The 13,477-nt window shown below is 68.3% G+C and carries 12 protein-coding genes; all 12 read left to right on the plus strand.

Translation table 11 applies throughout. The annotated features are described in order from the left end of the window. Nucleotides 1-13: 13 nt before the first annotated feature. Nucleotides 14-1,297, plus strand: coding sequence for a phage tail tube protein (locus J2X45_RS17380; RefSeq protein ID WP_310217285.1), 1,284 nt, complete (start codon nucleotides 14-16; stop codon nucleotides 1,295-1,297). A 67-nt stretch (nucleotides 1,298-1,364) separates the two neighbouring features. After that, nucleotides 1,365-1,754, plus strand: a complete 390-nt coding sequence (locus J2X45_RS17385; RefSeq protein WP_310217288.1) for a hypothetical protein — start codon at nucleotides 1,365-1,367, stop codon at nucleotides 1,752-1,754. Between the two features lie 17 nt (nucleotides 1,755-1,771). Next, nucleotides 1,772-2,065: a hypothetical protein gene (locus tag J2X45_RS17390; protein WP_310217290.1), complete on the plus strand. Its 294-nt coding sequence runs from the start codon at nucleotides 1,772-1,774 to the stop codon at nucleotides 2,063-2,065. Then, entirely contained in the window at nucleotides 2,055-4,502 is a 2,448-nt protein-coding gene (locus J2X45_RS17395) for a phage tail length tape measure family protein (RefSeq protein WP_310217292.1), read from the plus strand. Before J2X45_RS17390 ends, J2X45_RS17395 begins: the two co-directional genes overlap by 11 nt. Further along, the gene (locus tag J2X45_RS17400) at nucleotides 4,502-5,185 is read left to right on the plus strand and encodes a hypothetical protein (RefSeq protein WP_310217294.1); all 684 of its coding nucleotides are present in this window, start codon (nucleotides 4,502-4,504) and stop codon (nucleotides 5,183-5,185) included. The genes J2X45_RS17395 and J2X45_RS17400 overlap by 1 nt, the downstream gene beginning before the upstream one ends. After that, nucleotides 5,182-5,835 carry a hypothetical protein gene (locus J2X45_RS17405; RefSeq protein ID WP_310217297.1) on the plus strand — a complete coding sequence of 218 codons (654 nt, stop codon included), beginning with the start codon at nucleotides 5,182-5,184 and terminating at the stop codon, nucleotides 5,833-5,835. The genes J2X45_RS17400 and J2X45_RS17405 overlap by 4 nt, the downstream gene beginning before the upstream one ends. Before the next feature lie 2 nt (nucleotides 5,836-5,837). Then, nucleotides 5,838-6,230 carry a DUF6950 family protein gene (locus J2X45_RS17410; RefSeq protein ID WP_310217300.1) on the plus strand — a complete coding sequence of 131 codons (393 nt, stop codon included), beginning with the start codon at nucleotides 5,838-5,840 and terminating at the stop codon, nucleotides 6,228-6,230. Between the two features lie 5 nt (nucleotides 6,231-6,235). Then, the gene (locus J2X45_RS17415; RefSeq protein ID WP_310217302.1) at nucleotides 6,236-9,682 is read left to right on the plus strand and encodes a phage tail protein; all 3,447 of its coding nucleotides are present in this window, start codon (nucleotides 6,236-6,238) and stop codon (nucleotides 9,680-9,682) included. A gap of 11 nt (nucleotides 9,683-9,693) precedes the next feature. Beyond that, complete coding sequence (locus tag J2X45_RS17420) at nucleotides 9,694-11,727, plus strand: hypothetical protein (RefSeq protein WP_310217305.1); 2,034 nt, start codon at nucleotides 9,694-9,696, stop codon at nucleotides 11,725-11,727. Beyond that, nucleotides 11,727-12,386, plus strand: coding sequence for a hypothetical protein (locus J2X45_RS17425; protein ID WP_310217306.1), 660 nt, complete (start codon nucleotides 11,727-11,729; stop codon nucleotides 12,384-12,386). Before J2X45_RS17420 ends, J2X45_RS17425 begins: the two co-directional genes overlap by 1 nt. Before the next feature lie 8 nt (nucleotides 12,387-12,394). Then, nucleotides 12,395-12,898, plus strand: coding sequence for a hypothetical protein (locus tag J2X45_RS17430; RefSeq protein ID WP_310217307.1), 504 nt, complete (start codon nucleotides 12,395-12,397; stop codon nucleotides 12,896-12,898). A gap of 95 nt (nucleotides 12,899-12,993) precedes the next feature. Further along, nucleotides 12,994-13,329: a hypothetical protein gene (locus J2X45_RS17435; protein ID WP_310217309.1), complete on the plus strand. Its 336-nt coding sequence runs from the start codon at nucleotides 12,994-12,996 to the stop codon at nucleotides 13,327-13,329. Nucleotides 13,330-13,477 lie beyond the last annotated feature (148 nt).

The raw sequence follows: 13,477 nt of genomic DNA on the forward strand, positions 1-13,477 counted from the left end.
CCCGGAGATCATCATGGGTTCCTATGCTTCACGCGCGCGCGGCGCAAACATCGTCCTGGCTCACGCCTTCGAGGCCGACTACGGCGTCTCGCCGGGCTCGGGCTATCGCCTGGTTTCGGTCTCGTCGCAGGACCTGGGCGACGAGCAGGGCCGGGTCAAATCCGACCTGCTGGGGCGTGGTCGCAAGCCCCAGCCGTCGAGCCTGGATGTGATCAACAATCGCGGCAGTCTGGTCGTGCCGGTTGATCAACGCCTGATCGGCGTCTGGCTGAAGCAACTGCTGGGCGCCCCCACCACCACCCAGGGCGTTGCGGCGACTGGCCAGATCGCCTTTGCCGCCAACCCGGCTGCGAACGACACGATCACGGTCGGTGGCCAAGCCTTCACGTTCAAGTCGTCGGCGCCGACGGCCAACCAGATCTTGATCGAAAGCAATCTGGCCAAGACCCTTCGCAATGCGGTGCGGGTGCTCAACACTAGCGCCGTCGCCGGCGTCGCTGCCGCCCGCTACGCCTTGAACACCGACCTCAACGCCATCGTTGTGACGCACAAGACGGTCGGCACGGCAGGCAACAGCTTCGCCCTGGCGGCGTCCGTCGCGACGCCCTCGGGCTCGACCCTGTCGGGTGGTTCCACCAGCGGCCCTTACAACCATGTCTTCAAGGCCGGCTCGCAAAGCCTGCCCAGCGCGTCGGTCGAGGTTGGCAACACCGATGTCGGCCAGTACCGCATGAACTACGGCATCATGATCGACAGCCTGTCGATCCCGCTGGCCCGGTCGGGCAATCTCTCCGCGACGCTGGCCTACATCGCGCAAGGCGAGAAGGCCGCGACGGGCTCGACCGGCGCCGGAACCCCGGCCGTTCTCGCCATCGACCGCTTCTCGCAGTTCGCCGGCGTGATCGACATTTTCGGCGCGCCGATCGGCAATGTCGTCTCGGGCCAGGTGGTGGTGAATAACGGGCTGGACGTGGCGGAGAACATCCGCCGCGATGGCCGCATCGACGGCGCGGATCCGGGCGAGCTGACGCTGGAGCCGCAGTTCACGGCGCGCTTTGGCGATCAGTACCTGCTGGACCTGGCCACGAACGATACGCCGGTGACGCTGAGCTTCGGCTGGGCGCAGGGCGCGGCGTCCCTGACCTTCCGCTACAGCCAGGTGCGCCTGCCCAAGCCGAAATTCCCCGTCTCCGGCCCCGGGTCGATCCAGGCTTCGTTCACCGCCATGGGCGAGACCGACGCCGCCAATGAGGCGCTCGAGGTCATCCTGGTCAACGACGTCGCCAACTACGATTGATTGCCCTTCCCTATCAACTGCAGCCTGGGTGCGAGCGCCGCTCGCACCCTTTCGCATGAGCGCTTCCATGAAATTTAATCCCCACGCTGTCGCGGCTCCTCTGACGGTCGCCCTGCCCGATGGCGCAACCATCACCCTGCGCCCCTGGGCGTCCGGCGCCGTGGCGGCCGCCCGGGCGGCCTATGCCGCCGCCCTGGCGGAGACCGGCAAGAAGGCCGACGCAGACGTCGCCTTCACCGCCGGCGCGGTCGCGTGGGCCGCCATTGCCTGGACTGGCGTCGAGGATCTCGAGAGCGGCCAGCCTTTGCCCCTCGAGGAGAGGTGGGTGACCGTGATGGTGACCCAGTTGCCGGAGGCCATGGACGCGCTGGACCGGGCCTATGTGCTGCCGGGCATGGCGCTGGAGCGGGAAAAAAACGCATCCGGGTCCGCGCAAGATGGCGCTGGGCAGGCGTAGGACCCGAAGACAGCCAGTTGGGCGCGCCCTGGGGCGGGCGGGACTTCTGCGCGCACTGCCCGGCGGTGTGCGACGACTGCCCGGACCGAACCCACGCCTGCGAGACCGCCGAGGGCGAGGCGGTCTGGAATCACTTCGTCCGCAGCGAGCGCCAGCTGCGGGTCGGCATGTCCGGCCCCTACGCCCTGGATTTCGCGGCGGTGCTGCTCTCCGCCCAGGTCCTGGGCCTTGATCTTCCCCTGATCGCCGAGCTGCTCGACGAGCTCGAGCCGCTGATCATCTACGCTTGGAGGCCTCAAGATGACGGTTAGACAGGTCGGCATCCGCCTGAAGACCGACGGCAAGACCGAGGTCCGCCGCGACTTCCAGGAAATCGCCCAGGACGGCAAGGCGGCAGGCCAGGCGATCGTCACCGGCATGAACGCCGGGACGACGTCGCTGGACAAGCAGGCCCAGGCACTGGACCGGCAAACCGCTAAGTGGCGGGCCATGGCCGCCGCCGCCAAGGCGGCCCAGGCGCAGGAAGAAGCTGCGGCGGCGAGCCGCGCCAAGCTTGACGCCATTCTCGGGATCGGCGGCGGCGGCAAGTCGGCGGCGGCTTCGGCTGAGGTTTTCATGGGCAATTCTTTGTCCAAGCAGCAGCTGGCCGGTCGCTTGAATCTGGCGCGTCAAGGCGCCGACGTCTTCACCACGGGGTTCATGGGTATGAACCCGGGCATGATTGCGATCCAGCAGGGGCCGCAGATCATCGACGCTTTGGCGACCTCGGGTATCAAAGCCACGCCCGCCCTGATCGGCGTGGGCGCGGCAGTCGGCGGGGTCGCGGCGGCCGTGGCGATCGCGGCGGTGTCGCAAGCCAAGTATGAGTCCAGCCTGAAAGGTGTCGAGGTGGCGACCAAGGGCCTTGGCGCGGCCTCAGGGCTCACCGCCGAGCAGGTGACGCGACAGGCCGAAGCGGCGGCCGACGCCAACGAGATCTCGCGCAGCGCCGCGCGCGAGTTCGCCGCGGAGTATGTCTCGACGGGCAAGATCGGCATGGGCGTGCTGCAGGACCTGGTGGGCATCACCAAGGACTATGCGGCGACCACGCGCCAGGACGCCGCCGGAGCGACCAAGGAGCTGGCGGCCGCCTTCTCGGACCCGGCGCGGGGCGCGTCGGATCTGAACGACAAGCTGCGCTTTCTGAGCGGCGCCGAGCTAGAGCATATCGAGAACCTGGCTCGCGCGGGTCGCGAGGCCGAAGCCCAGGCGATCCTGGTCGACAAGCTAAAAGGCTCGCTGATCGACGCCTCGGATGCGACCACGGGATGGGGCCGCACCGCCGACGCGCTGAAGCTAAAGTGGGATCGGGTCGCCGAGGCGGTCGGCAGGGCTGTCGATCGCATGGTCACGGGCGGTGATCGTTCCGACCGCATCGCCGCCGCGCAAAAGACCATCCAGGACGCCGCCAAGGCGCTGGAGAACGAGCCGGAATGGGCCCGCCGCATCCCCGGAAGCGCCGCCTCGCTTTGGGAGAAGCGCCGGCAAGAGGCGCAGGCGGAACTGACCAAGCTGCGCGCTCAGGAAGCGGCAGACGCCGCGAAGGCCAAGCAGACGATGGCCAATGAGGCCGATGCGGACCGAAAGGCCCTCGTCACGCGCTACAACCCCGGCGCCGCCCGCCTGGCGCAAGCCAAGGCCGACCGCGACAACCTGATGCGGCTGGGCACGCCAGATGAAGCCAGCCGCAAAGCCCTGAGCGAGCTCAACAAGGAAATCGCCGCCCTGGAAAAGGGCTACAAGAACGCGGGCGCCGCCGCTTCGGCCTTGTCGAAGGCCCAGCGCGAAGCCGCCAAGGACAGCCGGGACGCCGCTCGCAAGGCCGCCGAGGCCAAGCGAGACGCCGATGACCTGGAGCTGCGCCGCCTGCGCGAGGATGTGACCGTGGCGCGGATCGGCGGCGATGCGTCGATCATCGCCGCCGCCGAGCAGGAACTGCGCCTGCGCGAGACGATCATCCAGCGCGAGCGAGACGGCATGAGCGCCACCGCCGCGCGCCTGGAAGCCGAGCGCCAGATCTCGCGCGAGCTGCTGGCCCAGGCCGCCGCCCTCAAGGCCGAGAACAGCAACGTCAACCTGGATAAGGATGGCTTTGTGTCGGCCGAGGCGCGCATGGCCAAGGCCCTGGCGGAAATGAGCGGCGTGAAGGCCTTCAGCGCCAAGACGGCCTTGTTCGAGGATCTGCGGGTGAACACCCGCCTGGCCTTCGGCGACGGTCTCATGGAAGCGGCCGAGGGCGGCGACTTCTTTAAGGTGTTCACCAGCCGCCTGAAATACGCCGCCGCCAGCGCCCTGGTCGGCATCGCCACCGATGGCCTGTTCGGCAACCGCGACGGCAGCAAGAGCGGCCTGATCTCGGCCGCCATGAAGTTCTTCCTGCCCAAGAACCAGTACGCCGCCGGCACCTTGTCGTCGGCCGCCGGTCTGGCCCTGGTGGGCGAGAAGGGGCCGGAGATCGTGGACCTGCCGGGCGGGTCGCGGGTGTTCACCGCTGAGGAGACCCGCCGCCTGGCGGCCGCCAGCCGCGCCGGCATGGCCGGCCAGGCGCTGAACGTCACCTATGCGCCCACCTATACGATCAATGGCGGCGACGAGGCGGCGATCAAGCGCCTGGAAGCCGCCCAGGCGCAGGATCGGGCGGAGTTCGCGGCCCGGACCATCACGACGGTGCAAGACGCGCTCTCGCGCCGGATCTTGAAGGCGAACTGATGGCCATCACCTTCCCCCGCCCCATGCCCGAAGCCGGCGCCGCGCGACAGACGTTCGAGCTGGGCCGTCGAGATTTCCTTTCGCCGGAGACTGGCGGCCGGGTGGGCTCTATCGCTGTGGGCCCGCCCGTCTGGGTGGCGGAGTGGAGCCTAGGCCAGGGCGGTCCGCGCCGCGCCGACGAGTGGGTCGCGTTCGTCGACAGCCTGGAAGGTTCCAAGCGGCTGTTCGTCGGTCGGGACCTGTCGCGTCCCTACCCGCTGGCCTATCAGGACACGGCGCTGGCTGGCCTGACGCGGGCCGCGGGCGGGGCCTTCAATGGGGCCGCTTCGGCCTGGTCAATCGACACCGACGACGACGGCGCGCCGATCCTGGTCCTGTCGGGCCTGCCGGCGTTCTTCCGCCTGTCGCGCCGCGACTATGTCGGGTTCCGCTGGACGACTGAGGGGGTCGAGCGCCGCGCCCTGGTGCGCCTGGCCAAGGACTACACGGGCACCGGCGAGGGCTGGGGGCTGCTGCCGATCCAGCCGGCGGTGCCGTCGATCGTGCCGCCGACCGCGACGGCGCATTTCGATCTGCCCGGGTGCCTGATGCGTCTGATCCCGGACAAGACGGTCATCGGCGCGATGGATCGCCGCCTGGCCCCTGCCGTCACCGTCGCGGCCATCCAGGATCTGCTGCCATGAAGCTGCTTTCCTCAGAGGCGCAGGCCGCCATCGAGGCCGGTACGGCGGTGTCGAGCGGCGCGGTGCTGATCGGCACGACGCCCACCCCGGTGCAGGTCTGGGGCGGCTATGGCGAGCTGACGTTCGGAAGCCCGGCCTATACCTTCCAGGGCGTCGGCGACCACGGCCTGATCCGGGCGTCCGGCGGCCAGCTGGGCGGCGCGGCCCAAGGCGTGACGCTGGAGCTGTCAGGCGTGGAACCCGCCTTGCTGGCGCTGCTGGACCAGGCCGCGATCGCCCAGGCTCCGGTGATCATCTGGCGGCTTCTGTTCGACGCCACCGGCCGCACCCTGCTCGACTATCCGGTGTTCACGCGCGGCCGGCTCGACAAGGTGGTCGAAACCTCGACGGTCGGCGGGGCCTCGACCCTGACGGCATCGGTCGAGGGCGCGGCCAAGGCCCTGGGCCGCAACCGGGCCCGCACGCGCAGCGACGCCGATCAGCGGCTGGAAGAGCCCGACGATGCGGGGTTCAGCGCCACGGCCTATGCCGGATCCAAGGTGCTGTACCTGGGCGGCAAGATCCCGGCCAACGCCTCGAGCGGCGGCGCCTATGTCGGCGGCGGCGTGGGCGGCGGCAAGTTCGTCTTCACCGACATGATGAGTTTCTGACCATGCGCGATGATCTGGCCTTGGTGGCCTTTCTGGCCGCGCGGATGCGAGCGCCGTTCGCATGGGGCCGTGAGGCCAATGACTGCGTGTCGTTTGCGGCGGCTGCGGCCTTGGTCCAGACCGGCCGCGACGTGCTGCCGGCGGATGTGACCTGGCGCAGCGCGCGGGGCGCGGGCCGGGTGCTGCGCCGCCTGGGCGGCCTGGAAGCGGCAGTGGACGCCCAGTTGCCGACGATCGCGCCGGCCAAGGCGCGGCGGGGCGATGTGGCCCTGGTCGAGACGCGCACCGGCCCGGCGTTGATGATTTTCGAAGGGGCCGCCCTGGTCGGCCCCGGCCCGACCGGCCTGATGCGCCGCCCGCGCGCAGACGCGCGCAAGGCCTGGTCGCTGGACTGACCCGGATGCCCAAGCCCTTGAAACGTCGCCTGGCCCTGCTGGCCACGGCGGCCGCGATCGCTTTGGCGCCTGGCGTCGCGCATGCGGATCCGATCACGACGGCGATTGTCGCGGTCGTAAACGCAGTCGGTGGCGCGGCCGTCGCCGCGTCTATTGGCAATTTCCTGGTCGCCTATGGCGCCGGGATCTACGCCACGGCCGCTAGCTGGGCGCTGGGCAAGCTGACGGCGCCGAAGGTCTCGTCGGCTTCGCAGGAGCGCCAAGCGGCCGTCACCCAGCTGACCCTGGGCGAGGTGGCGCGGGAGGCGATCGTGGGCCGCGCGGCCACTGGCGGATCCCTGGCCGACGCTTACTACTACGGCGGGACCAACGGCACCGATTGGAACGCCTTCGTCATCGCGATCGCGGACCACCCTTGTGACGCCCTGGAAGGGTTCTACGTCAACGACACCTATGTGCCGTTCACCGGCGATGGCGAGGTGACCGGCTATGGCGGCCAGCTGCGCGTGGTCTGGCGGCCGGGCGAGGCCGACGACGCTGACCTGCCCAGCAACGTCCAGGGCCTGGGGCCGGCGACGGCCGCCGGTTCGATGAAGGGCGTGGCGCGGGTGTTCGTCGCCTACAAGGCCGACGCGCCGGACTCGAAGAACCCGATCTGGACGGCCGGTCGCCCGCAATTCCTGTGGGTCGTGCGCGGGGCTCGCCTCTACGACCCGCGCGAGGACGATACCGTGGTCGGCGGTGAAGGCGCCCAGCGCTGGGATGATCCGTCGACCTGGACCTGGTCTGAAAACGCCGAGCTGGCCCGCTACGGGTTCAATCGCGGCTTCTACGCCTTCAACCAGGTGGATGATCAGAACCGCCTGCGGGTCGGCCGGGGCCTCAGCGCCTATGAAGCGCCGCCCGAGCGGGTGATCGCGGCGGCCAATCTGTGCGATGAGCTGGTCGAGATCGACGAAACCACCAGCGAGCCGCGCTATCGGGTCGGCGGCGTCATCCGCGCCAACGAGTCGTTCGACCGGGTCGAGCAGATGTTCGCCGACGCCATGGGCGGCTACATCATCCAGCCCGAGGGCGGCGTCGCGGTCGATCCTGGCCAGGCCAAGACGCCGGTGGCGTCGATCACGGACGACGAGATCCTGGCCGGCTTTCCGATCAGCGTCACGCCGTTCCGGTCTGACAGCGACCGGGTCAACACCGTGGTGGCCCGCTACATCGAGCCCAGCCAGAAATATGCTGACACCGCCGCCGGCGTGAAGCGCGACCCGGCCGACATCGTCCGCGACGGCGGCCCCATGGAAGAGGTTCTGTCGCTGCCTCTGGTGCCCTACCGCACCCAGGCCGAGCGCCTGGCCGAATACCGTCGCCGCCAGCATCGCCTGGAGCGCCTGGCTAGCATCACCCTCGGCCCGCGCTTTGCGTTCATCGAAGAGGGCGACTGGATCGAGTGGAGTTCGGCCCGCTGGGGCGATGCACCCAAGCTGTTCCGGGTGACGGCCTATGCGCTGGATCAGGGCTGGCGCAACACCCTCTCGGTCGAGGAAACGGCCTATGAGGTCTTCGGCTTCGGCGGCGAGTACACGCCGGTCGAGGTGCAGACGCCGGCGCTGCCGCCCGGCGCCCTGGCCCTGACGGGTGTCAGCGCCATGGCCATCCAGCTGGCCGGCGAGAACGACGAGCTGACACCGGCGGTGCGGCTGTCCTGGACCACGCCGGTCGATCGCGCCATCGACCGGATCCGGGCCGAGGTTCGCCTTACCGGCGAAACCGACGTGGCCTCGACCACGACCGACGAGGTCAACGAGGGCGTGCTGGTCGTGACCAACGGCGTGCCGCCGTCCGCGTCGATCCAGGTGCGGCTCTATCCGATCGGCCTGCCCGGCCGTGCGGTCATTCCCAGCAGCTGGATCTCGCTGTCGACCGCCGGATTGATCGCCACCGACACAAAAGCCTTTGGCGGCCTGACGGCGGACCAGATCCAGGGTATCGAGGCGGCCGCCCGCAAGGCGCAGCTGGACGTCATGAACGCGCGCCTCAAGGCGTTGGCGGATCTCAACGCCGCCATGGCCCAAATTCGCGCGGTCCTGGAAGGCCGCCCCATGGGTGAGGTGCTCGTCGAGCAGCGCGACATCCTGGTGCAGACCAATGTCACGGTGGGCGAGAACACGGCCGCCATCACGGCCGAGACCCTGGCGCGCCAGACGGCCGTGTCAGCCGAGGCCTATGCTCGAACTTTGCTGGCGACCGACTATGCCGGATTCAAGGCCTCGGCCGAGACCTCGCTGGCGACCTTGTCGACCACGACCAGCGCGACGGCGGCCAGCCTGACGACGCTGTCGACCGACTACAGCGGCTTCAAATCAAGCACGACCTCGACGCTGGCCAGCCAGAGCACCGCGATCAGCACGACGGCCGCCAGCCTGACGACGCTGGAGTCGACGGTGGGCGCCAACAAGGCCAGCGCCGATGCAGGCTTGCTGACGCTGACCAATGGGGTCAGCACCCTGTCGACCCAGTACACGACCTTGAGCTCGACGGTGTCGAGCAACAAGGCCAGCGCCGACTCGAGCATTTCGACGCTGACCACGAGCGTCTCGTCCGTCTCTTCGACGGTGACGGCGCTTTCCAGCGACTACAGCGGGTTCAAGTCCAGCGCCAACGCGTCGCTGACGACCCTGTCATCGGCCCAGTCGACCCAGGCCACCCAGATCACGACGCTGCAGTCGAACGCGACCTCTCTGTCGGCGACGGTGACCTCGCAGGCCGCGACCCTGGCCGACGTCAGCAGCAAGGTGGCTGTCGCGCGTTTCGTGGTCGAGGCGGCCGCCTCAGGCGGTCTGCCGGCGCGCCTGGCGCTGACCAGCGACAGCCTGGGCGGATCGAACATCGCGCTCTCGGCCGCCAAGATCTACTTCGGGGACAACACGGTCTTTAACGACGCCACCGACACGCTGCGCACCGTCACCGGCTCAACGGCCTACGTGATCGCCTGGGGCGAAGCGTTCGGCGTCGACGGGGACCTTTTGTCCTGGATTGGCCCGGCCTCGGTGCCTACAGGCAGCGCGACGCGCTCCAACGCCTATTTCTACACGGCCAAGACCACGCCCTATCTGGGCGGCAGCGCCCTGCCGACCGGCGGCGGCGGCGCCGGTTTCGAGGTCAACCTCTCAACGCCCTTGGTCACTGGATCTCGCTCGGGCGTCGGTTCGGCCACGACCGACAACGTCAGCGTCTCGACGACGGGCGGTGACGGCTCGGTGAGCTACTCCTGGGCCTCGCTTTCAGGCGCTAGCTTCACCATCAGCTCCACGACGGGCTCGCTGGTGTCGTTCACGGGCTCCATTTCGTCGCTCGGCCAGACCCTGGATGGCTACTGGCGGGTGACCGCCCGCGACTCCGCCGGCCACGTCGCCTTCGCCGACGTCCACATCCTGATCTCCGAAACCTCGTAGGGCGCAGCCTGATGACCACCACGCCTACCCAGCACGCGACGGCCATCGCCGCCGCGATCGCGACCTTCCACGCCGGCGGTTCGCAATCGGCGCTGGCGGCCGCCCTGGCGGCCGCCCTGGCCGACTATGACGACATCGGCGGTCTGGCCCAGCGGATCGAGGATCTGATCACTGAAAATCAAACGATCATCTCGGCGCTGCAGCTGTTTACGCCGAAAGGTGGCGTTGACCTTGTCTCTGAGCTGCCGACCGATGAAGTCCTGGGCGCTTTCTATATCGTCACCACCGGCGAGTTCGCGGGCCACGGCTACATCAAGACGGGCCTGGGCTGGGAAAGCCTTGGGCCGGTGCGCGGCCAGACGGGTCCAGCGGCCTGGACGGCTGTGAGCGCCTGGGTCGAAGGCGAGAACTATGTGGTAGGCCCGCCCGCCAGCGCCGTGACTCAGGGCGGCGAGACGTTCGTCTGCGCCATCGCGCACACGGCGGGAACCTTCGCGACAGACCTTGCGGCGGGCAGATGGATCAAGGTGGCGGCCAAGGGCGCTACCGGGGCCACTGGAGCGACCGGTGCCACGGGCCCGACTGGGCCCACGGGCGCGACCGGCCCCACGGGAGCGACGGGCGCAACCGGTCCAACGGGGCCGGCGCCAAATCTGACGATCGGCACGGTTTCAAGCGGCGGCTCGCCGGCGGTCACTATCACGGGGTCGTCGCCCAACTACGCCCTCAACTTTACCCTGCAGCAAGGGCCTACGGGGTCGACCGGCGCGGCCGCGACGATCTCTATCGGCACGGTCACGACCTTGACGCCCGGCTCGCCGGCGACGGTGACCAATGTCGGGACCGCCGGCGCTGCTGTGCTGGATTTCGCCATCCCTCAGGGCGCGGCGGGAGCGGGGTCAGGCGACATGATCGCCGCCAATAACTTGTCGGAGCTGGTCAATAAGGCCACGGCGCGCACCAATCTCGGCGTGGCGCTGGGCAGTGACGTTCAGGCCTACAGCGCCAAGCTGTCGGCCTTTTCAGGGCTTACCGGCGGTGCCGACCTTCTGGCCTACTTCACCGGCGCCAGCGCCTTGGCGACCACGTCTCTGACCGCGTTCGGCCGATCGCTGATCGACGACGCCGATGCGAGCGCCGCGCGCACCACCCTAGGCCTGGTGATCGGCACGAACGTCCAGGCCTACAACGCCAATCTCGCTGCATTGGCAGGCCTGACCGGCGCGGCTGACAAGCTGTTCTACTTCACGGGCGCAGGTACGGCGTCGACGGCCGACCTGACCAGCGTGGCGCGCACGCTGCTGGCCCAGACCACCCAATCGGCGATGTTGACCACGGGTCTCGGCTTGTCGGCCAATGGCGCGAGCCTGGTCACGGCTGCGAACTATGCGGCCATGCGCACCGCCCTGGGGCTGGCGATCGGCAGCGATGTCCAGGCGTATAACGCCAATCTCGCCGCTCTGGCGGGCCTGACCGGCGCGGCCAACAAGCTGGCCTATTTCACCGCAGCCAATGCGTTGAGCTTGACCGACCTGACCGCCTTTGGGCGCACGCTAATCGGACTGGCTGACTATACGGCGCTCAAGGCCGGCCTGGCCCTGGCGATCAGCGATGTATCGGGCCTGACTGCTGCGCTGGCCGCCAAGCAAGACGCCCTGACCAAAGCCGTCGCGGGCGATATTCGAACCGGAACCGACGACGCCAAATATTTGACGGCCAAGTCGCTCTATGACGCCTCGGCGGCTGTGGCGCTGACCGATGGCGCGACGATCGCCGTCGACCTGGCGACGGGGTTGAACTTCTCCGTCACCCTGGGGGGGAACCGGACGCTTGGTGCGCCGACCAACGCCAAGCCGGGCGCGAGCGGGGTGATCGTGGTCAAGCAGGACGGCACGGGATCACGCACGCTGGCCTATGCCTCGGCCTGGAAATTCCCCGGGGGCGCGCCCACGCTCTCGACGGCGGCCAATGCGGTCGACGTGATCTCCTACTATGTCGAGAGCACCTCTGTGATCTATGCGATGCTTTCTAAGGGGCACGCCTGATGTTCCCCTTTAAAAGCCCGCCGTTGTCGGGCGGGGATCGGCCGCCCGTCATCCAGAATTTCACAGCCGGCCAGACCGCCACTGGCATCACCCCACCCCTTGGGGCAAAGAAGCTGATCGCCGAGCTGCTCAGCGGCGGAGCCCCGGGCTTCATTGGGGCGGATGAAGACGAGAACGGCAACCCCGATGAAGCGGGAAGCGGCGCCGGCGGGCACTATTTGCGCGTGTCGTTTCAGCTAGGTGCTGGGCAGTCCTTTGAGCTTTCAGTCGCGGCTCTAAAGGCGGCTGAGTTTGAGCAAGCAGCCTATGGCAACAACAGCTACATCTACATGTACACATACGGGGTAAGCAGCGGCTACCTCGCGTTCTGCAATGCGCCCGCCAACGCCTACGCCTCCAACGGAGGCTACTCAACAAGCATCGAGGGGGTGGTCGTCGAGCAGTTTACCCGCGGCTCAAACGGCGCAACGACCGACATCAACAGCGGAGCTGATGACCCTCGGTCAGGTGGCGCGGCGGCGTCAGGCGGCTCGCTTGTCGGAGGTGTGGGTGGCGCCCCAGGGGAAGCAGGCTCCGGACCCGGAGGCGGCGGCGGATACGCCCCTGGAGATCCCGGTTCTGGCGCCGGAGGCTACATCCGCCTCACCTGGACTTTCTAGGAGGTATCATGAAATACGCGATTCCGGCTGACGGCGGCTTCCAGCGTCTTTATGGGCAGCCCTTTGCCCTCGATGGCGTGCAGTACCCTGGCAACGTGATCGATCTCTGGTCGGCTGAGGACCTGGCGGCGATTGGGGTGCTGGCGATTACGCCAGCCGCCGCGCCTCCGGAAGGTGAGAGCCTTATGTCGATCGAGCTCGAGCTGGTTGACGGCCAGCTGGTGGAGGTCGGCGTCTATGGCCAGCGGCCACTGCCGCCTGAGGTGCCCATGCACAAGATCCTGAAGGCGGCGCTGATCACGCCGTGGGCGGGTCACGCCAACCTCGATGCGGCCATACGAGTGGCGTTCGCATCGCTGCCGCATCCGCAGAACGTGCTGGCCCTGGCGGAGTATGAACGCGCCCCGAACTTTGTCACCGCCGGCGTCACGACCCAGAACACCAAGGCGGCGCTGGGCATGACGGACCAGCAGTTCCGCGACCTGGTGCTTCTGGCCGACAGCATGGCCTGACGGCCAGAGATCTCGCTGACAACCCGACGCTGTCGCGTCGCCAGCTCGTCTGGCGGCGCGCAGTCGCGCATCTGAACCTTACGAAAGGAGACCCCATGGCCACGGCCTATGTCACCCTCGCGCCGATCGGCGCCAAGGACCGAAACGGCAACGAGATCCCGCTGCTGCGCGGACGTCCGCTCAAGGACGCTGCCGTGACGGTTGGTGCAACGAATACGCCGCTGGGCGCGGGGTTCACGGTTCCGGACGATGCGGAGGGCGAGATCGCGACCTATGCCTGGTTTGTGACGGCCGTGGACGCGAACATGAAGGTGGTCTCCGGGGCTGCCCCCAACGCTCAGACGGGTACGGGCTGGCGGATTTTGCAGGGCGAGACCATCCCAATCAAATGCGAAGAGGCGGGCGAAACCTTGGCCCTGGTCACCCTATGAGCCGGCATTTTCTGAACCCGGGTTTCACCCGGGGGCTAGGCCTCACCCCAGTCAAGGGTGGTGGGGTCATCCGCACCCTCACGATCATGCGCGACGCCCTCGTTTTGCGCGACACGCAAAGGCTGACCGACAATGGCTGATCTGATCG

It is taken from the genome of Caulobacter sp. BE264 (genome assembly GCF_031457805.1).
In the GTDB taxonomy this organism is placed as follows: Bacteria; Pseudomonadota; Alphaproteobacteria; order Caulobacterales; family Caulobacteraceae; genus Caulobacter.